The sequence below is a fragment of the Rahnella sp. CG8 genome (assembly GCF_023701875.1).
Lineage (GTDB): Bacteria > Pseudomonadota > Gammaproteobacteria > Enterobacterales > Enterobacteriaceae > Rahnella > Rahnella aceris.
Map to the genome: position 1 here is coordinate 1 of NZ_JABAED010000037.1, position 24,421 is coordinate 24,421.

Here is a 24,421-nt window from a genome sequence, read left to right on the forward strand (position 1 = left end):
AAGGGTCCATGATGAGCATGAACCCTTTTTACACGAGCCACCGGATCGGTCAACTGATCCTTAAACGATCGGCATTAGGCTTAAAAGCCACCTTTTTTATTGTTTACCGCTCAGGATTTTTTCAGAAATGATCGGCTCGATTGAGTTTAAACACCGCCATGCTTTTTGCCAGTAACTGCGCCTGCTCTTCCAGTGAACGTGTGGCCGCTGTCGCCTGTTCCACCAGTGCGGCGTTTTGCTGCGCTACCTGATCCATCTGCGTAATCGCCACGTTCACCTGTTCGATGCCGTGCGTTTGTTCTGTCGTCGCGATGGAAATCTCACGCATCAGGCTGGTCACTCGTGTCACTTCGCTGGAGATTTCCAGCATAGTGTTTGCGGCAGATCTCACCATATCCGAACCTTCAGAAACCCGGCTTTCAGAATCCACAATCAGCTCTTTAATCTCTTTAGCCGATTGCGCACTGCGTTGCGCCAGGCTTCGTACTTCACCCGCCACCACCGCAAAACCACGACCCTGCTCGCCGGCACGTGCGGCTTCGACTGCCGCATTCAGCGCCAGAATATTGGTCTGGAAGGCAATGCCGTCGATGACCGTAATAATGTCGCCAATACGTTTTGAGCTATCGGTGATGCCCTGCATTTTATCCATTACCTGATGGACGACTTCGCTGCCTTTATTGGCAATGACTGACACGCTTTGCGCCAGTTGATTGGCCTGGTCAGAGTTCGCGGCATTCATGCGCACGGTTGAGGTCAGTTGCTCCATGCTCGCGGCAGTTTCTTCCAGCGATGCAGCGGATTCTTCGGTGCGCTGCGCCAGATGGACGTTACCGGCAGCCAGTTCGCGGGAACCGACATCGATCTGATTCCCGGCATCGCGTACGCGTCCGACAGAAAGCGCCAGCGAATCCTGCATTTGCTTCATCGCTTTCAGTAAACGCCCCATTTCGTTATTACGGGAATCATCAATTTCATGGGTCAGATCGCCTTGGGCGATGTATTCCAGTTGCGCAATGGAGAATGTCAGCGGATGCATGATGATCTTCTGCAAGGCGAACCATGCCAGCACCGCGATAATCAGCGCAATGATGAAGCTGGTGGCAATCACCGTCAGTTGGATACGTGCATTGGCGCGGGCCTGTTCAATCCGGTTATTGGTATTATCTACGGCATAGGCACGGAAATCCGCCAGCGCTTTATCATAAGCATTGCTGTAAGGCGTGATTTTGTTTTCCAGCACATCGTAATAACCGTCTGCACTTTGCGCCTGAATTGCTGCCAGCAGCGGCACTAAGCCGTTAGCTTTATAGGCATCGTAGGTTTTCTTTACTGCGTCGGATAAATCTCTGCCCTGCTGAGTGTCATCCTGGATGCTGATAAATTTCGCCAGATCGGTATCGGCTTGTTTGATATAACCGCTCATGCGGTCCGCTGTATTTTTCGCATCATCCATCATGCCAATTTCCAGCTGACGTACCGCCACGCCGCTGGCGACACGCGTGCGCAACGAGAAACTGTAGCTGTCGGCCAGTGAACCAAGTTCATCGCCCTGAAGCTGGTTAATTTTTTGCAGTGATGTCGCACTTTGCCGGATGGCATTCGCCCCCAGTACGCTCACCAGCAAGAGAATTAACGTCATAAATACCAGCAGGCCAATCAGACCGGCTTTTACGCTCAACTTATTCAACATACGGTGTTATCCAGCCATTCAGGTGAAAAGGAGATACTTCAGATGGGTAGGGATCAGGTTAATCCTGATTTTTTGTTTGAATATTGTTATCGGCAATCGCTCGAATATCTTGATAAGAAAAGCAAAAACAGGCAGTTACGCGGAAAAGTATCGGATCAGTAAATTTTACTGCCAATACGGAAGATTTAGCCGAGGTTCAACAGCAGGTCATGCCGGGAAATGCGCGCAGACGATTCGACGAAAAGGGCGGGAAATCGCGGGAGAGTTGGCTATAATGTGCGGCACTCTATTCCTGGTTCAATGAAGGAAACCAACAATGAGCTTACTGAATGTCCCGGCGGGCAAAGAACTGCCAGAAGATATCTACGTAGTGATCGAAATTCCTGCAAACGCAGATCCAATCAAGTACGAAGTGGATAAAGATACCGGCGCGCTGTTTGTAGACCGTTTCATGTCTACTGCGATGTTCTATCCGTGCAACTACGGTTACATCAACCACACGCTGTCTCTGGATGGCGACCCGGTTGACGTTCTGGTTCCAACTCCGTACCCGCTGCAACCAGGTTCTGTGATCCGCTGCCGCCCTGTCGGTATGCTGAAAATGACCGACGAAGCCGGTGAAGATGCGAAACTGGTTGCCGTTCCGCACACCAAACTGAGCAAAGAATACGATCACATCAAAGATGTGAACGACCTGCCAGAACTGCTGCGCGGCCAGATCACCCACTTCTTCGAGCAATACAAAGCGCTGGAAAAAGGCAAATGGGTAAAAGTTGACGGTTGGGCTGATGCTGCTGCTGCAAAAGCTGAAATCGTGACCTCTTTCGAACGTGCTAAAAACAAATAAGTTTTCTGCCATTTGAACAAAAAAACACCGCCAGATGGCGGTGTTTTTTTATGTATTAAGCGTTGTCAGACAACGATTATTTTCCGACGACCTTGCTCAGATTACTCACTTACTGCTTCGTTACGCTTAACCCAGTCACCACCCTCAATTCTCGGCACACCATCCAGTGAACGAATGTAGAGGTAAATCCAGGCGCTGCCATAAGGTGTCGAAATCAGCTCACGACGATAATCTTTCGTATTACTTTTCAGCTCATCTAACTCAGCCATGATGGACGAGTTAATGCGGTAAACTTCGCAATAGACTTTGCCTTCCCCTGGTATAACAGCAGGATAGTGACCCAGATTATACAGGGCGTAACCTTCCAGCTCATGATCACCCAACCATTGAGCATTCGTCATCCAATGACTGTTGCCTTGCTTGCGTCGTAAGCTACCGTAAACAATTATTCGCATGTTTATATTCGTATAGTAAAAGTCACATGAATTAAAACTCAAACTGATAGAGCAAATCCAATGCCTGATCGATGCCCGATACAGCCTGCAGGTAAAGCTTGGGCATCAACCGGTAGCGCAGAGTGAGCGTTGCCAGCGAGTCGAATATCCCGACGCCATATTTCACCTGTAAACCCGGTAAAACATAACCACTGACCACGACCTGGGAGCTGTCTCCCACGCCCTGAGTATCCAGCGCCAGATTGCTGACACCGAATGCCTCGCCGATTTTACCCACAAGTTTACCACTTTGTGCAACCCCTAACCCGATAAGAGCGGAAGTCATTGCGCCACTGTCACCGCCGGAGTTGTCTAATCCTTGCCCGCGAAGCAGGTAGGACAAGGCTTCCTGCTGTGACATCGCCGGATCTGAGAATATTTCAAGTTTAGGCGCATCGGCCTCACCGGTAACTCTCAAACCAGCAACCACATCGTTTTCTGTCGCGTCCGGGTTACGGATCGCTTCCAGATTCAGAAGCGGCTGGTCCGCCGGGCCGGAGAACAGCAACTGGCCTTTCCGCACAATCAGATCCTGCCCGTAAGCATGGAAGCGCCCGGACGGAATATTAATTTGCCCGTTCAGCCCCAGGCCGCGGCTGTCCTGTGCCACTTTCAGCGCACCTTCCAGCCGGGCTTTCAGACCGAAGGCATCGAGACGAACATCTTTACCAATGTTCACCATCAGATTGCTGTTGATCGGAATAGAAGCAGAAGCCGGTGCGATAGGCTGACGCTGGTCGTTGAGCATTACTTCATCCGACGACACGCCCACTGCACTTTCCGGCAATTCCTGCACCGTAATGCGCGCCCACGGAATATCAACGGTTCCGTTAAGCGAGAACAACTGCGGCGTGGCATCAAACACTAAATCCGGTGAAACGTCCAGACGTACCATCGGTGGCACGGAAACCCGCACTTTGTTGCCTCTCGCCGCGATGCGGGCGCGCCAGGCATTAATTTCACTCCAGTCGGCGTTACCGTTCAGCTCAAGCTGACCCTGCGCGGTTTTGATCACCCCTTCCATGATGGATGACATACCGTTGAAATTAATGCCGATATTGGCATCGGTGATATCAAACGGCATAAATTGCGCGTCGAAATCAACACCGGTCAGCGCAAGCCTGCCAAACACCAGCGGTTTCTGTGCGTTACCGCCGAGGCGCAGATTGGCATTCAAAATACCCGAGGCTTTTTCGCCGTCCATCAGCGCGGGTTGCAGCAAGGCCATCGAGATACGGGCAATATTCACATTACCGCTGAGGTTACGTTTTCCCTGCGGATCGGCAATCTGGATGCTGCCGTCAAGCTGACCGTTGTGGGTGATTTTAATCAGCCAGTCGAGACTGGCACGACCGTTGTTCAGCCCGGCGTTCAGATTCAGCGTATCAAACGCCACCGGCAGCGGGCTGCCCTGCACCAGTTGCTGAACTTTCACGCCTTTACCCACCAGTGAAACACTGGCCTGCGGCAGTCCGCCTTCCGCTTTCCAGCTCACATCGGCTTTCCCACTGAACACGCCGCTCAGCTGTGTGTCATCGGTCAGGAAAGGTTTGATCATCGCCAGGTCAAAGCGGTTGAGCACCACGCTCGCCTGCCCGCTGGCACCGGCATCAATCGTTTTCGGTACACACAAATCAGCATTCGGATTTTGCCAGCAATGCGGGCCAACGGTGATCCGTTGCTCTTTATTAAAGTAATCCAGTGCAATCGAACGGTTCAGTCGCCATTGCCCGACTGGCGTATCAAACAAGGTATTGGTGATGTCGCCTTTCCATTCCTCGGTTGCACGGTCAAAACTGCCGCTCAGCGCCAGACGGCCTGAAACCGGTTTGCCATCGACTTTCAACGTCAGTTCATGCTTTTTCTCGTTACCTTTGGCCTCGAGATTAATGTCAGTGATATCCAGCGCATCCTGTTTAAGCTGCTGAACGCGTACACTAAAATTCCCCTGGATCTGATCGGTAGAGCTGACGTCGCCTTTAATATCCACGCGCCGCACCGTCAGCGCCTGCCATTTAAGGCCCGTCGCTGTTATATCCGCCAGCAGCTTCGGTGCCTTGAGATCACCGCGCAGTTGCAGCATTCCTTTCACTACACCGCCAAGACCCGGCAATGCACCGTCAAGATGTGGGGCATCGACTTTAGCGTCGAGATTCCAGGTATCAGCGAGCGTCCCCTTCACATCCAGATTATTGCGCCCCAGTTCAAGATGCAGTTGCGGGATATCCCACTGGCCATAACTGTTGCCGCGCACATTACCCTGCGCTTTGACCGCGTTTTGCTTCACGTTACCGGTCAGATCCAGCACCGGCACCTGAATCTGCCATGTGCCGCCATACAGGCTGCCGCGCGTGGTGATCTTACCCTGCAATTTCGCCGGCCAGTCAGGATACTGTTTAGCGGTATTAATGCCGGTCAGCTTCAGTTCACTGTTCCAGCTGATGGCTTTACTCCAGTCCACCACGCCGGTCAGGTCGGTATTGCCTTCCAGCGCGGCAAGGCGCAGCAGGCTCAGTTTGAACTGCTCCACGTTGCCTTTACCGTCAAGGGTCAGCGTCGCAGGCGGTATCTGCTCGCCTTTGAAATCTGAACGCAGTGACAGCGCGTAATCGGTCGCTTTACCACTCACGTTAAATTTGAAGCCTTTCACCTGATACTGCGGCGTGCCGGTCAGCGGCCATTGCAGCGCATCGCTGGTAAGTTGCAGATCCAACGGCAAACCGGCTTCCGCCAGCTGAGTTTGCAAGGCCAGCTGAGCACGCACCGGGCCGGAAAGATTGAGGCCAACATCCAGCTTATCGCGCAGCCCGCCCGCGACTTTCAGTTTGATCTTCTCCCCTTTCAGCGGATCGATATTCACGGCGGTATTGAGGGTCATATCGACCGGCCAGTTCTGGTTGAGCGTCGCCTGCCCCATACCATCCACGGAACCCTGTGGCGAGCGCACCATCAGTTTATCCAGTTTTACAATCTGATTTTGCGTATTGGCTTTCAGCTCGAAACGGGTGATCAGCACATCGGTATCGCCGGTGAGACGCAGGTTTTCGGCGAGAATTTGCTGAATATCCAGATCAACCGGCAGACGGAAATCCGGTAACTCAGGCAGCAGCGGTTTAGCAAACAACTCCTGCAATGTTTCACCCAGCGGTTTCTCCGGCACGACCACCGGCGGTTGTGCCGGTTTGCCCGTCGCTTTTTCGACGGCTTTGTCCTGCGCGGCCTGCACCACGTCCGGTAACGGGCTGACCGGCGTTTTCGGCAGCGCAATCAGTAATCCGCCGATACGCGTTGGCATCAGCTGAATTGCGCGGCCTTCCCAGTGCGCCCCTGTGCGGAATGACGCCAGCGAAATAGCCCGGTCATCCAGCGTAATATTGATGTTATCCAGCGTCAGCAAACGCAGCGTGATCGGATACGGCGTGCTGAGATTGGTTAGCGGCTCGCTGTTTTCCGGCTCAGGTTGCGCGGCGGCTGGCGTCATTTCTTTGGTATTGACCACCACATTCACGTCTTTCACCCGCAACGCATTGACGCAAAGCGCGCTGTTTTTCAGGCAGGAGAAATCGAGGGAAAGGTGAAACTCCCCGGCTTTAACGTCCACACCCGGCATTTCGTAATGCACGCCTTTCAGTGTCAGGTCGCGCCATCCGCCTTCGGTACTGGCTATGTTCAGGCCCGGTACGAACCGGTTGGCACCGTTGATCATCAGGTGCAAACCGGTTTGTGTGCCGACCAGAAAGGCCACCAGGCTGATTAACAGCACCAGGAAAATCAGGAATCCCAGGCAGATTTTTTTAAATAAACTCATAATTCCGGACCCAAACCGATGTAAAACTGCAATCCATGCTCATCTTTGTCGCCAACCGGAGCGGCAACATCTAATTTCACCGGGCCGATCGGTGAAGCCCAGCGCACACCCACACCCGCGCCGGTTTTAAAATCGTTTTGTGTAATGTCATTAACCGCTTCACCGGAATCGACAAACACGGCGCCCCACCATTTTCCGGTCACGTTGTACTGGTATTCCACAGAACCGGTGCCCAGATAGGACGCACCGGTCAGCTTGCCTTCGTCATCACGTGGAGAAATGGATTTGTATTTGTAACCACGGATACTGCGGTCACCACCGGCGAAGAAGCGCAAGGATGGCGGCACACGTTCGAAGTCATTGGTTTCAATCCACCCCAGATTGCCGCGGAACACAAAACGGTGCTTGTCAGCCAGGGTGCGGATCCAGACGTTTTGCGCCTGAATCACGGCGAAATCGACGTCAGAACCCCAGCTAGTATCGGACACATCAAGAGAGTAGCGCTGAGAATCGCCCCAGGTTGGCATCAGACCGCCGCGCTGACGCGTACGGTTGAGGCTCACACCCGGATAAATCAGCATGGTGGTGTTGGTCACGCTACCCTGCGTAAAGTGATCAAGGCTCCAGCGCAGATTGACCGCATGCTGCCAGCCGCTCGAGAGATCCCAATAACGCGCCAGATTGACGGTGGTGGAATCTGAATTGGTATCGTTCAGGTCTTCACGTTTGAAACCGCCCTGCACCAGGTAATATTGCTCCAGCGGGGATTTCAGCAGCGGAATTTTATAACTGAGATCTAAAGACTGCTCCGGGCCGGAGAGCGTGGTTGAGGTTTCAAAACTCTGGCCACGATCGTTAACCCATGGTTTCTTCCAGTTGGCCGTCACCCGCGGGCCAATGTCCGTGGAATAACCGATACCGGTTTCGATGGTATTCTCGGTGCGCGGCGACACCACGGCATTCAGCGGCAGGGTTTTCGTGGCTTTGGCATCCGTGAAATCCGGGGACACGACAACAGAGTTAAACCAGCCGGTAGCAGACAGGCGGCGGTTAAGCTCAGCCAGTTGCGCCGTGGTGTAGTAATCACCCTGATGAAATGGCACCAGATTTTGCAGATATTCATCACGGATCTGCGATCCCTGATAATGCACATCACCGAAGCGGTAACGCTCGCCGCTGTCAAACTGAATGTCCCAGAACGCTTTGTGCTCGTCTTCGATGACGCCCAGTTGGCTTTTACGCATCGTGGCGTCAAAATAACCTTTGCGCAGGGCAATGCCGGTCAGTGAGCTTTTGAAATTATCGTACGTCCCGTGGTTTAAAATCGTCCCTACCGCAGGCACATCACGCTGTTTGAGCTGTTCGAATTCATTATCTTTGTCTGCCTGCCCTTCAATCACGACACTCGTGCCAGCGATTTTCACCGGTATCCCTGGTGTCACTTTGGCAATCAACACCGGACGCCCCGGCGGCGGTGTTTCGCGGTAATCAAAATCGATGGTCGGCGAATAATACCCCAGCGGCCGTAAACCCTGTTCAATAGCGGCACTGACGCGGGCACGGAACCGTCCGTTAGCCCCGACTTCATCGCTTTGAATGGCTGATAAACGGACGCGGACGTTCCTTTCTAAATCGCCATCCAGGCCTTCCAGTTGCAAACGCACCTTCGCTGCCATGGAAAGTGAGGGGGCCAGCAGTACAAATAACAAACCCAGTTCACGATATCGTGGCACACGCACTCCTGCTAAATTTTACTGTCCTGTTAAAATATCAGATGCCCGCCGGAGATTATCTGCCCATCTTTGGCAGATTCATCTTTTTAAAGTCTGATGAAAGCATTTTAGTGCTAATCCCCTGAAAATGTTCAACGACGAAGCAACGTCCTTCGTATTGTGTGCAAAGACGCAATCAGATACAACTAACACTGACCTGTTGGTCGTTGTTATTCGTACAAACCTTTTGTGACAAACCTCGTTCACTAAAGCAACAACTGGAGTTTTCTGTGGTGCAACTTTCCGATAAAACGCAGTCTGTCACGCAGGCAGAAGCGTTACCTGGCCGTACAACCCCGATGCCGGTGGCAACCCTTCATGCAGTAAGTGGCCACTCAATGACGCATGTTCCTGACAACATGGAAGTCGCGATTTTTGCGATGGGCTGCTTCTGGGGCGTAGAGCGTTTGTTCTGGCAACAGGAAGGGGTTTACAGTACGGCAGCCGGTTATAGCGGCGGTTTCACTCCCAACCCGACCTACCGTGAAGTGTGTACCGGCCAGACCGGTCATGCGGAAGTCGTGCGCGTAGTCTTTGACCCGGCGATTATCAGCTACACAAAACTGTTGCAGATTTTCTGGGAAAATCACGACCCGGCGCAGGGTATGCGTCAGGGCGGCGATATTGGCACGCAATATCGCTCCGCGCTGTATGTGCTGAGCGCAGAACAACAGGATCAGGCGCTGGCAAGTCTGGCGAGTTTCCAGCAGGCTATGGACGAAGCGAACGATAAGCGCACTATTACCACGGAAATCACCGAAGCCCTGCCGTTCTATTATGCGGAAGATGAACATCAGCAATATCTGTTCAAAAACCCGGAAGGTTACTGCGGATTAGGCGGCATAGGCGTCTGTCTGCCGCCGCAATAATGCGGGATTTTTAAGCGCTGGCGGCAGTCTCAGTGCTGCTGCTATACTATGCGGGTCACAAAAGTGGCCCTTGAAAACTATTTCTGGCAATTATCTTTGTTTTTCATCCTTAACGCTTTTTTCTTCTGAACAGCTTTTTAATGTTTTTTTAAAAAGGGTGTTCTTTAAGCAACAAAAATAATGAGTGCCTTTCTCTGCCGGTTAATTCCGGTGTTAAACGGATAGATTATGTTAAACAGTATTTTACTGATTCTCTTATTAATCGCGATCAGTGCCTTTTTCTCGCTGTCAGAGATATCGCTGGCCGCTTCCCGCAAAATAAAACTCAAACAGTTGGCAGACGAAGGAAACGTCAATGCCTCCCGTGTCATGAAGTTACAGGAAACCCCTGGCCTGTTCTTTACCGTGGTGCAGATTGGCCTCAATGCCGTCGCCATCCTCGGTGGTATCGTGGGTGATGCCGCATTTTCCCCGGCTTTCCGGACCTTTTTTATCCGCTTTATGTCGCCTGAAATGGCGGATCAGATCAGCTTTATCTTTTCGTTCGTGCTGGTCACCAGCCTGTTCATTTTGTTTGCTGACCTGACACCGAAGCGCATCGGTATGATTTCACCTGAGTCGGTTGCCGTCCGTATAGTCAACCCGATGCGTTTCTGTCTGATGATTTGCCGCCCGATGGTGTGGTTCTTCAACGGTATGGCGAACATGATTTTCCGTCTGTTCAAGCTGCCCATGGTGCGTAACGACGACATCACTTCCGACGATATTTATGCCGTCTTTGAAGCCGGTGCGCTGGCGGGCGTACTGCGTAAGCAGGAACATGAACTGATTGAAAATGTGTTCGAGCTGGAATCCCGTACCGTTCCGTCGTCAATGACCTCGCGTGAAAGCGTGATTTATTTTGACCTGCGTGAAAGCGAAGAAAGTATTAAAGAGAAAATCGCCACACACCCGCATTCCAAATTCCTGGTGTGTGACGGTCATATTGATCAGGTCGTCGGTTATGTTGATTCGAAAGATTTACTGAACCGTGTGCTGGGTAATCAGAGCTTAATGTTGAGCAGCGGTGTGCAAATCCGCAATGCGCTGATTGTGCCGGATACGCTGACGCTTTCCGAAGCACTGGAAAGCTTCAAAGCGGCAGGCGAAGACTTTGCCGTGATCCTCAACGAATATGCGCTGGTGGTGGGTATTATCACGCTTAACGACGTGATGACCACGCTGATGGGGGATCTGGTGGGTCAGGGTATGGAAGAACAGATTGTGGCCCGTGATGAGCATTCATGGCTGGTTGAAGGCGGTACGCCAATCGAAGACGTGATGCGCGTGCTGCATATCGAAGAATTCCCGCAATCCGGTAACTATGAAACCATCGGCGGCTTCATGATGTTCATGCTGCGCAAGATCCCTAAGCGTACGGATTTTGTGAAATTCTCCGGCTTCAAATTTGAAGTGGTCGATATCGACAGCTATAAGATTGATCAGTTGCTGGTGACGCGTATTGTCGACCAGCCTGCTGCACCGCTGCTGCCAAAAACGCCGCAGGAAATTAAAGACGACAAGAAAGCGCAGGGGTAAGGCGCTTTTTCAAGCGTGGAAAATTCAAACGCCAGAAACACTAACGGCTCCTTCAGGGAGCCGTTTCTTTTTGCGCACACTGCTATAAAGCAGTGACAACACGCAGGGCACACTTAGCCCATTTCTGCCTGCAAATGCGTAACCTGACGGTTAACTTCAGACATCACGCTAAAGTGGCGCTTATCGCGTACCTTAGGCAACAGGATCTTGCCTTGGTCGAATTCAAAAGCGCCGACGTCCTTGATATACAAACGTCCACGAAACAGTGTCTTAACGTACTTTGCGACTTTCATCGGATTGTAACGCTGGAATATTCTCATTTTTCTATTGTTCTCCGTTAAATCACTGCAGGTACCGGCCACGTCGCAAGGCGACAGATACCGGGACAGAAAAGTGTTTTGCAGTGAAGAGACCTATAACATAGCAGGGCACTCAGGTATTGCCAGTGGATTTAACTGCTTTTACATTGATTTTCAGTATTGTCTTAAACCCTGACATTCAAACACAGTATAACCCTGCTTTATGTGGCAATTTTGTAATCAGCAACACAAATTTAACATACCAACAGGACAGACCACTTAGGGCGTCCTATGATTGGCGTGACTGTTCTTTTGCGCCCCGGAGAATCTATGCTTTTAAGAAGTCTTTTTGTGATCACTTTTATGACATTTTCGCTTTTTGCATCTGCCCACAACTTTACCGTCGGCCAGCGTCTGGCACCGGTCGGGGTGGATGATAAAGGCGAACTGAATGACGTTAAGGATGCATTCAGTTACAGCAAATGGAACAGCGCAAAACTTCCTGGAAAAGTGCGTATTGTGCAGCACATGGCGGGAAGAAGCAGCGCCAAGGCCCTGAACGAACCGCTAATTACGGCGATCAGAGCCGCGAATTTGCCCCATGACCGTTATCAGACCACGACTATCGTCAATACCGACGACGCTATTATCGGTACCGGCATGTTTGTGCGTAAAAGCATAGAAAGCGGCAAACGTGAATTCCCGTGGTCGCAGGTAATTGTCGACAGCAACGGTGCGGTGAAAAAGGCATGGGACCTGCAACCGGAAAGTTCAGCGGTGGTGGTTCTGGATAAACACGGGGTAATTAAATTCGCCAAAGACGGGCAGTTGTCACCGCAGGAAGTCCAGCAGGTGATTACGCTGGTGGATCAGCTGGTAAAAGAATAAAACGTAAAAACCCCGGCGTAAACCGGGGTGTCATATCAGAATAAAGACACTCTGAAGCCCGGATTCAGGAACGATTCGCGTGGCACGTAGTTCAGCGTCTGCCCTTTCCAGTCATGTACCTGCGCACCGGCAGCCAGCGCGACAGCATGACCGGCGCCGGTATCCCAGATATTGGTCGGTCCGAAGCGCGGATAAAGTTGTGCCGCACCTTCAGCCACCAGACAGAATTTCAGCGACGAGCCGATCGCTACCGTCTGATGTTCGCCCAGTTGCGCCAGGTAATCCTGCAATTCAGGGTCATTACTGAAGTGTGAACGACTGACGACCACCAGCGGCGGATGCGCTTCTTTCACTGCAATCTGCTGACGTTCGCCCTGCTCTTCTTTCCAGGCTTTGCCTTCTGCGGCGCTGTACATCACCTTGGTCACCGGCACGTACACCACGCCTAACACCGGGATACCGTCTTCGATCAGCGCAATATTAACGGTGAATTCACCGTTACGTTTCAGGAATTCTTTGGTACCGTCCAGCGGATCAACCAGCCAGTAGCGCGTCCAGTTCTGACGCTCGCTCCAGCTTTGCGGGTCTTCTTCCGACAGCATCGGCGTTTGCGGATCCAGCGTTTGCAGGCCGGCTTTAATCACGTTGTGCGCTGCAATATCTGCTGCGGTGACCGGCGAATCATCTTTTTTATGGCGCGCATCAAGCGGTTGTTCACCGTCATACACCGCCATGATCGCGTCACCCGCATCGCGCGCTAACTGACAAATTTGCTCTAACATCGTTTACCTCAGTGCTTTGATTCTCATTTCTCAAGCCTAGTTTTTTTTGCCGCGAATAGCCATCCCGTAATGTGAACACGTCATAAAGCTGTTACATCTCACATTTATCCATGACAACTGATTACATTCTCAGCAAATTTTGAGATACATATCCGGTTTTCTCTTACGGGCATCATCCCTTTCTCTGGAGGCAAGGCAATGAATAAACGTCATCTGACGTTATCCCTGCTGGCGGTACTGACGGCAGCATCCGTTCAGGCGTCACAGGTGGATCTGCGCATTATGGAAACCACGGACCTGCACAGCAACATGATGGACTTCGATTACTACAAAGATAAACCGACCGATAAATTTGGACTGGTGCGCACCGCGAGCCTGATCCATGCGGCACGGAACGAAGTCACCAACTCAGTATTAGTCGATAACGGCGACATCATACAGGGCAGCCCGCTGGGCGATTACATGGCGGCGAAAGGCCTGAAACAGGGCGACGTCCATCCTGTTTATCTGGCGATGAATACACTCGATTATGCGGTCGGTAATCTCGGTAATCACGAATTTAACTACGGTCTGGATTATCTGAAAAAAGCGCTGGCCGGGGCGAAGTTTCCTTACGTAAATGCCAACGTCATTGATGATAAAACCGGTAAGCCGCTGTTCACGCCATTCCTGATCACCGATAACGCGGTAAAAGACCGGGAAGGTAAAACCCATAATCTGCGCATCGGCTATATCGGTTTCGTGCCGCCGCAAATCATGGTCTGGGACAAAGCTAATCTGCAAGGCAAAGTCACTGTGGCGGATATCACCGAAACCGCTAAAAAGTGGATCCCCGAAATGCGTAAGCAAGGTGCCGACATCATTGTCGCCATCCCGCACTCTGGTCTTTCCGGCGACCCATACAAAACCATGGCAGAAAACTCGGTGTATTACCTGAGCCAGGTGAAAGGCATCGACGCCATTATGTTCGGCCATGCGCACGCGGTTTTCCCGAGTGAGGAATTCGCCAGCATCAAAGGCGCGGACATCAGACAAGGCACGCTGAATGGTGTTCCTGCCGTGATGCCCGGCATGTGGGGCGACCATCTTGGTGTCGTGGATATGGTGCTGAACAACGACAGTGGCAGCTGGAAAGTCGAAACGGCTAAAGCTGAAGCGCGCCCGATCTACGATAAAGAGCAGAAGAAATCTCTGGCGGCGGAAGATCAGAGTCTGGTGAAAGTGCTCGCCCCTTCTCATGACGCAACACGTAAATTTGTCAGCAAGCCAATCGGCAAATCCACCGACAACATGTACAGCTATCTGGCACTGGTTCAGGACGACCCGACGGTACAAATCGTCAATAATGCGCAGAAAGCCTATACCGAACATTTCATTCAGGGCGACCCGGATTTAGCCGATCTGCCGGTACTTTCTGCTGCTGCACCTTTTAAAGTCGGCGGACGTAAAAACGATCCGGCCAGTTTCGTGGAAGTGGAAAAAGGCGAGCTGACTTTCCGCAATGCGGCAGATTTGTATCTGTATCCGAATACACTGGTGGTGATGAAAGTCACCGGACAGGAAGTCAAAGACTGGCTGGAATGTTCTGCCGGACAGTTTAATCAAATCGATATTCACAGCACCAAACCACAACCGCTGATCAACTGGGATGGCTTCCGTACTTATAATTTTGACGTTATCGACGGCGTGAAATATGAAGTTGATGTCAGCCAGCCGGCAAAATTCGATGGTGAATGCGCACTGATTAATAAAGATGCAGAACGCATTAAAAACCTGACCTACAACGGTAAGCCGATAGACCTGAAAGCCACCTTCCTGGTCGCCACGAATAATTACCGGGCTTACGGCGGAAAATTCGCGGGCACCGGCGATAAACACATTGCTTTCGCGTCACCGGATGAAAACCGTTCCGTGGTTGCGGCGTACATCAGTGCCGAAACCAAAAAAGCAGGCGCGGTCACGCCAACGGCGGACAACAACTGGAAGCTGGCGAAAATTGCAGCACCGCAACCGCTGGATATCCGTTTCGAAACGTCTCCTGGCGACAAAGCGGCGGCCTTTATTCAGTCTCACGCGCAATACCCGATGACGGCCAAAGGCACCGACGCCATAGGTTTTCAGATTTATCAGGTCGATTTGCAAAAATAATGCCCTGTCAAACGCCCCGCCTGGGGCGTTTTTTCTTTCTGTACTTCCTTTGAGCTATAGCCGCGCCTTAAACATGTATTTATAATACATGTTATAAATTCTTTCATTTAACGAGGCTTCATCATGGACTATCGCGACCAACCCCTTGGCGCTCTGGCTGTTGCCATTCCGCGCGCTACCCGTCTGTTCCGTCAGTACGATCTCGATTTCTGCTGTGGCGGTAAACAAACCCTGCTGCGCGCCGTCACCAAAAAAGAGCTGGATATTGATCTCATCGAACAGCAGATTGCTGAAATTGCCCGGCTGCCGGATACCTCCACTGACTGGAAAACCGCACCGCTGGCGCAAATTATCGATTTTATTATTCCTCGCTACCATGACCGCCACCGTCAGGAGCTGCCTGAACTGGTTCTGATGGCAGAGAAAGTGGAACGGGTACATGGTGACAAATTGCCTTGCCCCCATGGTCTGGCGGTTCAGCTGCAACTGATTCTGGAAGAACTGACCAGCCACATGATGAAAGAAGAACAGATCCTGTTCCCGATGATCCGCGGCGGAATGGGCCGTCAGGCTGCCGGTCCGATTTCAGTCATGGAACGTGAGCACGATGATGCGGGACAGATTCTTGAAGAGATTAAACGTCTGACCAATAACGTGACGCCGCCGGAAGGGGCGTGTGTGACCTGGCGGGCGCTGTACGCCGGGATCAACGAATTCATCACCGACCTGATGGAGCATATCCATCTGGAAAACAACCTGTTGTTCCCGCGCGCGCTGCGTGGCGAATAATTCAGGTTTCAGAGGTAAAAAAGGGCGCATATGCGCCCTTTCTTGTTTCTGCTATCCGGAAGGAATTACAGAATTTCCAACAGCTCAACTTCGAAGATCAGCGCGCTGTATGGAGGGATGGAAGCCCCCGCGCCACGTTCGCCGTAAGCCAGGTTATGCGGGATATACAGCTCCCACTTAGAACCGACAGGCATCAGGGTCAGTGCTTCGATCCAGCCCGCGATCACGCCGTTAACCGGGAATTCAGCCGGCTCGCCACGCTGTACGGAGCTGTCAAACACGGTACCGTCGATCAGTTTACCGGTGTAATGAACACGTACGCGATCCTGACGGCCCGGAATGGTGCCTTCGCCCTGGGTGATGACAGAGAATTGCAGACCAGACTCGGTGCTGCTCACGCCTTCGCGCTGTGCATTTGCAGCCAGGAATTCCTGACCCTGAACAGCCAGAGCTTCCTGGCGTTCACGACGAACAGCATCAGCACGTTCGTGGACTTCACGCAGTGCGCGGTGAACCACATCAACAGGAACGGCTGGCGTATTCCCTTCCAGCGCGTCGCGTAAGCCTGCCAGCAGTGCGTCAGGCTCTAAACCCTGCAAACCTGATTCCTGCAACTGTTGACCGACCTGCAGGCCGATACCGTAACTTGCCTGCGCTTCTACGCTGTCAAATGAAGGGGTAGTCATGAAATTTCCTTAGCTCTTAAAAATGTCGAACGCGCAGCATAGCAGCGCAAGGCTTTTGGGTAAAATTCTCTGTGAGGCAACATGACGGCAGGCGCAGTTCCTTTCCCTTTTCGGTAAATTTTTCGCATTTGACGCCATTCACGACATCGTTCGGGTGATATTTGTGCTTTGTCCCTTTCCGCATCAAGCAGTTAAACGGCTATACTAGGCAGCAACAGGCAGTCGACATTACGACAGTTAACAAGAGAGGTCGTCATGGGCAGAATCCCGCCCAGGAGAAGGAAAGCCATCCGTATTTATCAACCCATGTTGAGATCCTGGATTGCCATTATGAAAAGGCCGATGCGAGACACCACAGCACCGCAGAGTGAAAGCGAGAGTGAAATCACTTCTGCAGAAACGGAAACCGGTACTTCTTCCGCCGCCCGGGGCAAAACGCTGCTGAGCAAAATCTGGCACATGAGCGACGATTTCCACTGGTTGTCGCCCCTGCCGTATGCGCACCGCCGCGGCATTATTCTGGCTGTGCTGGTCATCCTGCTGGCATTACTGTGGCCCTATACGCCAGAAAACACCTATGCGCCGTCGCAACCGCAACAACCGGCAAGTATCCCGATGCAGGCCGATTTGCGTAACGATCAGGGCCGCACGACGCAAATGGCGCAGCCTGAGCCTGTTCAGCCGCAGAGTAATGACAACAGCGGCACGTGGCGCAGTTATCAGGTGCAGTCGGGTCAGACGCTGGCGCAGTTGTTCCGCGATAATAATATGGCAGTAAATGACGTATTTTCGATGGCACGGGTAGAAGGGGCGGACAAACCGCTGAGTACCCTGAAAACCGGGCAGGAAGTGAAGATACAGCGTGATGCGCAGGGGGTGGTCATGGCCCTGCAAGTGACAACGGATCAAAATGTTACCGTGACGTTTACCCGTCAGCCGGACGGCAGTTTCCAGCGCGGTAACTGATCGGCTTCTTATCTTTGCATTGTTCATCATGCAGAAAAGCAAAACGCCGGCACATGGCCGGCGTTTCACAGGTTAACTTCAGCGCTATTACGCTTCAGCAACCACAACTACGTTCAGTTTAGCGAATACGTCGCTGTGTACCTGGAACTCAACTTCGTGTTCACCAGTGGTACGCAGAACGCCATTCGGCAAACGAACTTCGCTTTTAGCAACTTCAACGCCAGCAGCAGTTACTGCATCAGCAATATCGCGAGTACCGATAGAGCCGAACAGTTTGCCTTCGTCGCCTGATTTAGACGCGATGGTTACTGAACCCAGTTCGTTGATTTTAGTTGCGCGAGCTTCAGCAGCGTTCAGAACGTCAGCCAGTTTGGCTTCCAGTTCTGCACGACGTGCTTCGAAGAACTCAACGTTTTTCTTGGTAGCAGGAACAGCTTTGCCCTGTGGTACCAGGAAGTTACGAGCGTAGCCCGCTTTAACGTTAACTTGATCACCCAGGCTGCCCAGGTTTGCTACTTTATCAAGCAGAATAACTTGCATTACTTTATCCTCTCAAAGTCGTTAATAGACAGTGGCCGATTACTGATGACGATCAGTGTATGGCAACAATGAAAGGTAGCGAGCGCGCTTGATGCAACGAGCGAGCTGACGCTGGTATTTTGCACGAGTACCGGTAATACGGCTCGGGACAATTTTACCGCTTTCGGTAATGTAGTTTTTCAGTGTAGCGATGTCTTTGTAATCAATCTCTACAACGCCTTCCGCGGTGAAACGGCAGAACTTGCGACGACGGAAATAACGTGCCATTAGGCTAGTCTCCAGAATCTATCAAATCAATCTGCTCGGCATGTAACACCACTTTATTCAGACCATTGCGCCCTTGATGGCAGCTAATGAATCCGGTCACAGTGAGTTGCGTGCCGACCGTTATACTGTGAGTTAATGCTTGTGACGCTTGTCCACTGACAACCACGGGCATTCTGCACCATGCTTGTCGGTTAAATCCGGCTTCCTGCTGCGACGATTTGTGCTCTAGCACAAACTGGCAGTGTGGAATGCCCGAAGGACTGACTTTACGAATGGGGGTCTTGCACACAGTGCCCGACAACACCAGACGATTCGCCGTCACGGCAATTACTCTTCAGAATCCCCAGCTTCAGCATCATCGTTAGCTTCAGCAAAGTCTTCGCGGCGATCACGACGCTCGTCTTTTGCTTTAACCATTGGAGATGCTTCAGTTACCGCGTGTTTAGTACGCATAACCATGCTACGGATAACGGCGTCGTTGAAGCGGAAGTTAGTTTCCAGCTCATCGATCGCTTCCTGCGGAGCTTCAACGTTCAGCAGAACGTAGTGGGCTTTGTGCAGTTTGTTGATCGGGTAAGCCAGTTGACGGCGGCCCCAGTCTTCCAGACGGTGAATCTGACCAGCTGCGTTAGTGATTACTGCACTGTAACGCTCGATCATGCCCGGAACCTGTTCGCTTTGGTCAGGGTGAACCATAAAAACGATTTCGTAATGACGCATCGAATTGCTCCTTACGGATTATTCAGCCTCCTGTCAGGGTCAACCGCGGCCCATGGAAGCAAGGAACGTGTTTGTGTGCGGTCGAAAAAATGACGCGCAATTATATGTACAGCCTGTGGGAAACTCAAGGAGAAAGGCAGATTAATTTCTCTACAGCTTTGCAGCGAAGAATGCCGTGACTTCTGCCAGCGCATGAACCGAGACTTTATGCTTCGCGCCAGCTTCAGAAATAAAGGTCAGATTATCATCTGCACCGCTTTCAGCCAGTTCCTGCCGCAAGCGCTGGCTTTCAGCAAAAGGCACCACATCATCTTCTTCACCGTGCCAGACAAACAACGGAATATCTGCGATTAACGCCGCTTTCCCGGTGAAATCCAGACTCAGCAAAGGCGCGATTTCGCGTTCAAATACGTCACGCTGCACAATGCCACCGGCGTTGTAAGCTGGAAAAAGGTGGTGAGATAAACGCGCGAAATAACCAGAGCCCATCAGGTTAGCCGCCGCTTTAATCCATGGGAATTTGATCAGCGCCGCCATGGTGGTCATGCCCCCCATCGAAACGCCAGCGACGCCTAAACGCTGCGGATCCGCCAGACCGCGTCCGACAAACTCGTCTTTCAGACACGCCAGTTCATCAATGTTGTTCTGCAAAATGCTCCAGAAATTCGCCAGACATCGCGCTTCGTCGTTTTCTGCGCGCGCACCGTGCATTAATGCATCAGGCAATATCACGCGAAAACCCGCCTTTGCCAGCGTGTAGCCGAAATATGAGTAAATCTCTTTGGAAGACAGAAAACCATGATAGAAAAAAATCGTCGGAAGTTGTTGCTGATACTGTCCGGCTGGCACGGCATGAATGATCTGGATCCCTTCAATATTTTCTTCGTACATCTCAACCATCGTGCTTTCCCCTGTGCATTTAGAAAAAATATCGGCCTCTGTGAGTTTTGACATTCTACGGGTCTGCAAAACGGCGACCACAACCTTTTTCGTATGATTTATAACCCGTTATTCAAAATCCGCATTTTTCAGTTGGCTGACCTTAATTCAAATTCACACATTTATATTTATTTCATTGATTCAGATCAATTTTACATGAAATAAATAGTTACATTTGATCGTTAATCCTTTCCCGTTCTCCGCCGTTAGTGCGCTATCAGAAGCTAACGGGAAAAACCCATGAAAACGGCATCAAAACGCTCATTTCGACGGTGGAGCATAGGCGCAAAACTGGCCAGCATCGCCTCCCTGCTGGTCGGTTCCTTATTTATTATTTTCACTTTGTCACTGACTCACTCCGCCGGAAAGCAGGTCAATGAACTGGCCGTTAACGCCATTTCCGAGCAGGTGACCGGTGTGGTAGACATGATCGAAATGTACAATGCCAGCCTGAATGCGGAAGTGGACAGCTATACGCGTCTGTTCAGCCATTTTCTGCCATCGGATTTCGAACTTGATACTACCAGCCCGATGATGGTGGGCGATCAGTCAGCACCTGTCATAAAAGCAGGCGGTACGCCACTGAATCTGGATAGCAAAATCCCCGATGATTTTCTGGCGCGCACCGGCGCAATTTCCACAGTGTTTGCACGCCGCGGCGATGACTTTATCCGCGTAACCACGTCCCTGAAAAAACAGGACGGCACCCGCGCCATCGGCACCTTACTCGACAGTAGCAGCCCGGCTTACGCACAGATTATGGCCGGACAATCCTTCAACGGGCTGGCGACACTGTTCGGCAAGAAATACATCACCAAATATCAGCCGGTGCGCGATACGCAGGGCAGCGTGATTGGGATTTTATTTGTGGGTGTCGATATCACCCAGGAATATGCTGATATGCGCCAGAAGATCCTGTCCAAACGCATTGGCGAGAAAGGCTATTTCTTTGTGCTGAACAGCGCACCCGGTAAAGATCTCGGTAAATATCTGGTGCATTTCACTGATGAAGGAAAAACGCCAGCGTGGCCTGAAGGCGAACTGCAGCAGGTCATGTCACAGCCAAAAGGCCAGCGTGAATACACTGACGCAACCAGCCAGCATCAGCAATTCATGGTATATGCGAATGTGCCGGCCTGGCATTGGGTGGTGGTCGGCAGTACCGATAAAAACAGCCTGGTGGAACAGGTCAACAGCACGCGTAATCACTTCCTGATGGTGAGCCTGCTGGCGCTGGCATGTTTCGCTGCACTGTTTATCTGGCTGACGCGCAAGCTGGTCAGCCGCCCGCTGAGCGACGTCGTGAGTATTGCACAACAATATGCCAGCGGTGACCTGCGCGCGCGGGCTGAAACCCAGCGTGTTGATGAAATTGGTGCCCTGATGCATGCGATCGACGGCATCGGCCACGGGCTGGAAAAAATTGTCGGTGAAGTCCGGCAGGTTTCCTCTGAAATTATGATGAATACGCAAGGACTTGCGCACGACAGCGAGCAGATTAATCATCAGATCGGCACGCAAGCCAGCAGTCTGGAAGAAACCTCAGCCAGCATGGAGCAGATCACCGCTACCGTACAGAACACGGCGGACAATGCCACACAGGCCACTCAACTGGTGCAACAGACCGACAAAGCGGCCACTGTCGGTGCTGATGCAGTAAATCAGTCGGTTGAGAGCATGGAGGCCATTAAGCACGCCTCAACGCGTATCGCGGATATCACGACCGTCATCGAGGGCATCGCCTTCCAGACCAATATTCTGGCCCTTAACGCCGCCGTAGAAGCCGCCAGAGCCGGTGAGCACGGGCGCGGATTCGCGGTTGTCGCTGCAGAAGTCCGGGCGCTGGCACAGCGCAGTTCAAATGCGGTGAAGGAGATTGAAAATCTGGTCGCGGATTCCCTGAGCAAAGTCGAGGACGGCCACCAGAGCGCAGCCAAAACGCAGGTAAACATGAACGATATTTTGCAGGGTATTCGCCAGGTCAAAGTGCTGATGAGCGATATCGATCTGGCCTCGCACGAGCAGTCGTCCGGTATTTCACAGGTAAACATTGCCATTATGCAGATTGGTAAAGCGACGCAGGAGAACGCCACGCTGGTGGAGAATTCACAGCAAACTGCGGCGGCGCTCAGCGAACAAGGCCGCCATCTCTCACAACTGGTCAGCGTCTTTAAAATTTCCGAACGGTAAGACGTGAATTGCGCGGCAATATACACCGCGCGGACTCGCCAGCACACCGGTGAAAGGGCTACACTTCAGGGTATCGCCCTTTTACCGGATATCACGATGAAATCCCTCCGAATCTCCGCTGCGCTGTTGTTACTGGTTGCGCTAAGCGGTTGCAGTAATCTGATGCAAACCACGCCGGTTCCGCCGCCTGCCGTGACAACCAAAGCGCAGGAAATTACCCGTGCGCAGACTTTCACTCTCACCAAAATTGGCAGCATCACGGTCGATGTGATTGGCAGTCCGATGGATGCAGAAGCAGAAGTGCAGCGCCGCGCCGATGCGGCGGGTGCGCATTACTACGTGATCATGTTTAACAGCGAAACTATTATTCCCGGCCGCTGGTATTCACAGGCCACACTCTACCGCTGATTATTCAGCGCCGATCGCCCGGTTAAGCAACAACTGGCACAAACGTTCCGGCAACAGCGTTTCTCCACGCGGATCAAGCACCATACGGCACCACGCGTCTGCTAGCGGTGGCGACGCAAACTCCAGCATTTGCGTCGCGGTCAGCAGGTTAAATAGCTGACCGGTAAGCCAGCGACCCTGCGCTTCTTCCGGCCTGCGCAACCGTTGTAAAAACTGGCGCGACGCCCGGTCAAAGACGCGGTTTTGTCCGCGCGCCTGATGCAAAATCTGCTGAACCATTTCCGCGCTGGCAGGCAGTTTTTTCAGCGTGCGCAGCACATCAAGACACATAACGTTTCCCGATCCTTCCCAGATACTGTTGACCGGCATTTCGCGATACAAACGCGGCAATTCGCTGTCTTCGCAATAGCCAATCCCTCCCAACACTTCCATCGCCTCTGCCACAAACGGCATCCCCTGGCGGCACACTTCGAACTTTGCAGCGGGCGTCAGCAGGCGGCATAACAATTGTTCCGCCGGATTATCCTGCGCATCGGACGCCGCGGCCAGACGCATCAGCAACATCGTCTGCCCTTCCAGCAACAGCGCCATGCGGCTCAGCGTCTGGCGCATCAGCGGTTGTTCGATAAGCGGTTTACCAAAAACCTGCCGCTGGAAGGCGTGGTACAGCGCAACCGACAGCGCCCGGCGCATCATAGCGTGGCTTCCCAGCGCGCAGTCAAAGCGCGTATGACCGCCCATTTTCAGTATATGGCGGACGCCCTCGCCTTCTTCGCCCAGCAGCCAGCCGGTGGCATTCTGAAACTCCACTTCGCTGCTGGCGTTCGAACGGTTACCCAATTTGTCTTTCAGGCGTTCGATGCGGATCGCATTGCGCGTTCCGTCTGGCAATACGCGCGGCAGAAAGAAGCAGGACAGTCCGCCATCAGTCTGCGCCAGCACCAGATGCGCATCGCTTTGCGGCACGGAGAAGAACCATTTGTGGCCCACCAGATGATAAGGTTTTCCGCTGCCGCGTCCTTCCAGCTCCGTCGCCCGCGTGGTGTTGCTGAGCACGTCAGAGCCGCCCTGTTTTTCCGTCATGCCCATGCCGATCAGCACGCCTTTCTTCTGATCGCCGGATTGCAGATGCGGATCATAACGGTCAGATAACAGCGGTTTCATCCAGCCACTGAACTCCGGCGGCAGATATTTTTGCAGCAACGGGATCGCGCCAAATGTCATCGTCACCGGGCATAACGTCCCCGCTTCAACCTGACCGTGAAGAATAAAACGCGCCGCACGCGCCACCACCGAACCGATACGCGCATCTTCCTGCCAGGGTAAATTGTGCACGCGGTTGGCGATCAACCCTTGCATCAGCAGATGCCACGCAGGATGGAAACGCACGTCATCAAGACGTTCACCGGTGGTGTCATAACGCAAAAGATCGGGCGGATTGGTATTCGCCAGCCTTCCCAGCTCCAGCGATTCTGCAGAGCCTAACTGCTGCCCGAGGGACGCCAGGACATCGGCATCCCAGCCCGCCTGCTGGCGGGAAACCGCTTCGCGCAACGGGGTGTCGGAAAGGAATAAATTGCTGTTACTCAGTGGTTTGGGTTGATTGAAAACCCGGTGTGTTTCCCAGTCCATCGCCTGCTCCCTGTTAAAAGGATATGGCGTAAGTATGGTAAAAAACGGGGAATTAACAGGCGGACAGATCACAAAGGCAGAAATGCAAACGGGAGCCCTGAGGCTC

The 24,421-nt window shown here is 52.3% G+C and carries 22 protein-coding genes; 9 read left to right on the plus strand and 13 right to left on the minus strand.

Features of this window, described 5'->3' with window-relative positions; all coding sequences use genetic code 11:
- Nucleotides 1-121: 121 nt before the first annotated feature.
- Nucleotides 122-1,693: a methyl-accepting chemotaxis protein gene (locus HGO41_RS22990; protein ID WP_153376583.1), complete on the minus strand. Its 1,572-nt coding sequence runs from the start codon at nucleotides 1,691-1,693 to the stop codon at nucleotides 122-124.
- Nucleotides 1,694-2,009: 316 nt separating this feature from the next.
- Between HGO41_RS22990 and ppa the strand changes: the two genes are divergently transcribed.
- Nucleotides 2,010-2,540, plus strand: coding sequence for an inorganic diphosphatase (ppa, locus tag HGO41_RS22995; RefSeq protein ID WP_013573791.1), 531 nt, complete (start codon nucleotides 2,010-2,012; stop codon nucleotides 2,538-2,540).
- A gap of 101 nt (nucleotides 2,541-2,641) precedes the next feature.
- On the opposite strand, the gene HGO41_RS23000 is transcribed toward ppa, so the two are convergent.
- Genes HGO41_RS23000 through tamA form a run of 3 tightly spaced genes read right to left on the minus strand, consistent with a single transcriptional unit; the run spans nucleotide 2,642 to nucleotide 8,518 of the window.
- Nucleotides 2,642-2,995 (minus strand): gamma-glutamylcyclotransferase family protein, encoded by a 354-nt coding sequence (locus HGO41_RS23000; RefSeq protein ID WP_013573790.1) that lies wholly within the window; start codon nucleotides 2,993-2,995, stop codon nucleotides 2,642-2,644.
- A gap of 31 nt (nucleotides 2,996-3,026) precedes the next feature.
- Entirely contained in the window at nucleotides 3,027-6,842 is a 3,816-nt protein-coding gene (tamB, locus tag HGO41_RS23005; protein WP_250981498.1) for an autotransporter assembly complex protein TamB, read from the minus strand.
- A complete protein-coding gene (gene tamA, locus HGO41_RS23010; RefSeq protein WP_222940672.1) occupies nucleotides 6,839-8,518 on the minus strand; it encodes an autotransporter assembly complex protein TamA in 1,680 nt (559 codons plus the stop codon). The genes tamB and tamA overlap by 4 nt, the downstream gene beginning before the upstream one ends.
- A 329-nt stretch (nucleotides 8,519-8,847) precedes the next feature.
- Here tamA and msrA point away from each other — a divergent pair, with 329 nt between their 5' ends.
- Complete coding sequence (gene msrA, locus HGO41_RS23015) at nucleotides 8,848-9,483, plus strand: peptide-methionine (S)-S-oxide reductase MsrA (RefSeq protein ID WP_014411565.1); 636 nt, start codon at nucleotides 8,848-8,850, stop codon at nucleotides 9,481-9,483.
- Nucleotides 9,484-9,711: 228 nt separating this feature from the next.
- Nucleotides 9,712-11,061, plus strand: a complete 1,350-nt coding sequence (gene paeA, locus HGO41_RS23020; protein WP_013573786.1) for a polyamine export protein PaeA — start codon at nucleotides 9,712-9,714, stop codon at nucleotides 11,059-11,061.
- Nucleotides 11,062-11,174: 113 nt separating this feature from the next.
- Here the strand turns inward: paeA and HGO41_RS23025 are convergent, their stop codons facing one another.
- Nucleotides 11,175-11,381 carry a DUF1107 domain-containing protein gene (locus HGO41_RS23025; protein ID WP_013573785.1) on the minus strand — a complete coding sequence of 69 codons (207 nt, stop codon included), beginning with the start codon at nucleotides 11,379-11,381 and terminating at the stop codon, nucleotides 11,175-11,177.
- A 309-nt stretch (nucleotides 11,382-11,690) separates the two neighbouring features.
- On the opposite strand from HGO41_RS23025, the gene HGO41_RS23030 reads away from it, so the two are divergent.
- Nucleotides 11,691-12,248 (plus strand): YtfJ family protein, encoded by a 558-nt coding sequence (locus HGO41_RS23030; RefSeq protein WP_121020152.1) that lies wholly within the window; start codon nucleotides 11,691-11,693, stop codon nucleotides 12,246-12,248.
- Nucleotides 12,249-12,283: 35 nt separating this feature from the next.
- Here the strand turns inward: HGO41_RS23030 and cysQ are convergent, their stop codons facing one another.
- On the minus strand, nucleotides 12,284-13,030 hold the full coding sequence (gene cysQ, locus HGO41_RS23035; RefSeq protein ID WP_013573783.1) for a 3'(2'),5'-bisphosphate nucleotidase CysQ: 747 nt from the start codon (nucleotides 13,028-13,030) through the stop codon (nucleotides 12,284-12,286).
- A gap of 198 nt (nucleotides 13,031-13,228) precedes the next feature.
- Between cysQ and HGO41_RS23040 the strand changes: the two genes are divergently transcribed.
- Together HGO41_RS23040 and ytfE are read left to right on the plus strand one after the other, a co-directional pair.
- Complete coding sequence (locus HGO41_RS23040; RefSeq protein WP_013573782.1) at nucleotides 13,229-15,178, plus strand: bifunctional 2',3'-cyclic-nucleotide 2'-phosphodiesterase/3'-nucleotidase; 1,950 nt, start codon at nucleotides 13,229-13,231, stop codon at nucleotides 15,176-15,178.
- A 123-nt stretch (nucleotides 15,179-15,301) separates the two neighbouring features.
- On the plus strand, nucleotides 15,302-15,967 hold the full coding sequence (ytfE, locus tag HGO41_RS23045) for an iron-sulfur cluster repair protein YtfE (RefSeq protein ID WP_013573781.1): 666 nt from the start codon (nucleotides 15,302-15,304) through the stop codon (nucleotides 15,965-15,967).
- A 65-nt stretch (nucleotides 15,968-16,032) separates the two neighbouring features.
- Here the strand turns inward: ytfE and bamJ are convergent, their stop codons facing one another.
- On the minus strand, nucleotides 16,033-16,653 hold the full coding sequence (bamJ, locus tag HGO41_RS23050) for a BamJ family beta-barrel-assembly machinery protein (RefSeq protein ID WP_037034256.1): 621 nt from the start codon (nucleotides 16,651-16,653) through the stop codon (nucleotides 16,033-16,035).
- A 255-nt stretch (nucleotides 16,654-16,908) separates the two neighbouring features.
- On the opposite strand from bamJ, the gene HGO41_RS23055 reads away from it, so the two are divergent.
- The gene (locus tag HGO41_RS23055; protein WP_250981499.1) at nucleotides 16,909-17,619 is read left to right on the plus strand and encodes a LysM-like peptidoglycan-binding domain-containing protein; all 711 of its coding nucleotides are present in this window, start codon (nucleotides 16,909-16,911) and stop codon (nucleotides 17,617-17,619) included.
- Nucleotides 17,620-17,706: 87 nt separating this feature from the next.
- Here the strand turns inward: HGO41_RS23055 and rplI are convergent, their stop codons facing one another.
- The 5 genes from rplI to yjfP form a co-directional block, all read right to left on the minus strand.
- A complete protein-coding gene (gene rplI / locus HGO41_RS23060; protein ID WP_013573778.1) occupies nucleotides 17,707-18,159 on the minus strand; it encodes a 50S ribosomal protein L9 in 453 nt (150 codons plus the stop codon).
- 39 nt (nucleotides 18,160-18,198) lie between these two features.
- Nucleotides 18,199-18,426, minus strand: coding sequence for a 30S ribosomal protein S18 (gene rpsR, locus HGO41_RS23065; RefSeq protein ID WP_002210155.1), 228 nt, complete (start codon nucleotides 18,424-18,426; stop codon nucleotides 18,199-18,201).
- A 4-nt stretch (nucleotides 18,427-18,430) separates the two neighbouring features.
- A complete protein-coding gene (gene priB / locus HGO41_RS23070; protein ID WP_013573777.1) occupies nucleotides 18,431-18,748 on the minus strand; it encodes a primosomal replication protein N in 318 nt (105 codons plus the stop codon).
- A gap of 5 nt (nucleotides 18,749-18,753) precedes the next feature.
- Complete coding sequence (gene rpsF, locus HGO41_RS23075; protein WP_013573776.1) at nucleotides 18,754-19,146, minus strand: 30S ribosomal protein S6; 393 nt, start codon at nucleotides 19,144-19,146, stop codon at nucleotides 18,754-18,756.
- 150 nt (nucleotides 19,147-19,296) lie between these two features.
- Nucleotides 19,297-20,046 carry an esterase gene (gene yjfP, locus HGO41_RS23080; protein WP_013573775.1) on the minus strand — a complete coding sequence of 250 codons (750 nt, stop codon included), beginning with the start codon at nucleotides 20,044-20,046 and terminating at the stop codon, nucleotides 19,297-19,299.
- Between the two features lie 279 nt (nucleotides 20,047-20,325).
- Here yjfP and HGO41_RS23085 point away from each other — a divergent pair, with 279 nt between their 5' ends.
- Nucleotides 20,326-22,275: a methyl-accepting chemotaxis protein gene (locus HGO41_RS23085; RefSeq protein WP_119261160.1), complete on the plus strand. Its 1,950-nt coding sequence runs from the start codon at nucleotides 20,326-20,328 to the stop codon at nucleotides 22,273-22,275.
- Nucleotides 22,276-22,371: 96 nt separating this feature from the next.
- Entirely contained in the window at nucleotides 22,372-22,683 is a 312-nt protein-coding gene (bsmA, locus tag HGO41_RS23090) for a biofilm peroxide resistance protein BsmA (RefSeq protein WP_250981500.1), read from the plus strand.
- On the opposite strand, the gene HGO41_RS23095 is transcribed toward bsmA, so the two are convergent.
- Nucleotides 22,684-24,315, minus strand: coding sequence for an isovaleryl-CoA dehydrogenase (locus HGO41_RS23095; RefSeq protein WP_250981501.1), 1,632 nt, complete (start codon nucleotides 24,313-24,315; stop codon nucleotides 22,684-22,686). It lies immediately after the preceding gene.
- Nucleotides 24,316-24,421 lie beyond the last annotated feature (106 nt).

Bases quoted from the DNA above. Each gene is read 5' to 3' on its own strand.
- HGO41_RS23055 (WP_250981499.1), top strand. From the start codon at position 16,909: ATGGGCAGAATCCCGCCCAGGAGAAGGAAAGCCATCCGTATTTATCAA.
- HGO41_RS22990 (WP_153376583.1), bottom strand. From the start codon at position 1,693: ATGTTGAATAAGTTGAGCGTAAAAGCCGGTCTGATTGGCCTGCTGGTA.
- HGO41_RS23040 (WP_013573782.1), top strand. From the start codon at position 13,229: ATGAATAAACGTCATCTGACGTTATCCCTGCTGGCGGTACTGACGGCA.
- HGO41_RS23030 (WP_121020152.1), top strand. From the start codon at position 11,691: ATGCTTTTAAGAAGTCTTTTTGTGATCACTTTTATGACATTTTCGCTT.
- HGO41_RS23000 (WP_013573790.1), bottom strand. From the start codon at position 2,995: ATGCGAATAATTGTTTACGGTAGCTTACGACGCAAGCAAGGCAACAGT.
- ytfE (WP_013573781.1), top strand. From the start codon at position 15,302: ATGGACTATCGCGACCAACCCCTTGGCGCTCTGGCTGTTGCCATTCCG.
- bsmA (WP_250981500.1), top strand. From the start codon at position 22,372: ATGAAATCCCTCCGAATCTCCGCTGCGCTGTTGTTACTGGTTGCGCTA.
- rpsF (WP_013573776.1), bottom strand. From the start codon at position 19,146: ATGCGTCATTACGAAATCGTTTTTATGGTTCACCCTGACCAAAGCGAA.
- rplI (WP_013573778.1), bottom strand. From the start codon at position 18,159: ATGCAAGTTATTCTGCTTGATAAAGTAGCAAACCTGGGCAGCCTGGGT.
- yjfP (WP_013573775.1), bottom strand. From the start codon at position 20,046: ATGGTTGAGATGTACGAAGAAAATATTGAAGGGATCCAGATCATTCAT.
- tamB (WP_250981498.1), bottom strand. From the start codon at position 6,842: ATGAGTTTATTTAAAAAAATCTGCCTGGGATTCCTGATTTTCCTGGTG.
- ppa (WP_013573791.1), top strand. From the start codon at position 2,010: ATGAGCTTACTGAATGTCCCGGCGGGCAAAGAACTGCCAGAAGATATC.
- HGO41_RS23085 (WP_119261160.1), top strand. From the start codon at position 20,326: ATGAAAACGGCATCAAAACGCTCATTTCGACGGTGGAGCATAGGCGCA.
- rpsR (WP_002210155.1), bottom strand. From the start codon at position 18,426: ATGGCACGTTATTTCCGTCGTCGCAAGTTCTGCCGTTTCACCGCGGAA.
- cysQ (WP_013573783.1), bottom strand. From the start codon at position 13,030: ATGTTAGAGCAAATTTGTCAGTTAGCGCGCGATGCGGGTGACGCGATC.
- tamA (WP_222940672.1), bottom strand. From the start codon at position 8,518: ATGGCAGCGAAGGTGCGTTTGCAACTGGAAGGCCTGGATGGCGATTTA.
- HGO41_RS23095 (WP_250981501.1), bottom strand. From the start codon at position 24,315: ATGGACTGGGAAACACACCGGGTTTTCAATCAACCCAAACCACTGAGT.
- HGO41_RS23025 (WP_013573785.1), bottom strand. From the start codon at position 11,381: ATGAGAATATTCCAGCGTTACAATCCGATGAAAGTCGCAAAGTACGTT.
- paeA (WP_013573786.1), top strand. From the start codon at position 9,712: ATGTTAAACAGTATTTTACTGATTCTCTTATTAATCGCGATCAGTGCC.
- bamJ (WP_037034256.1), bottom strand. From the start codon at position 16,653: ATGACTACCCCTTCATTTGACAGCGTAGAAGCGCAGGCAAGTTACGGT.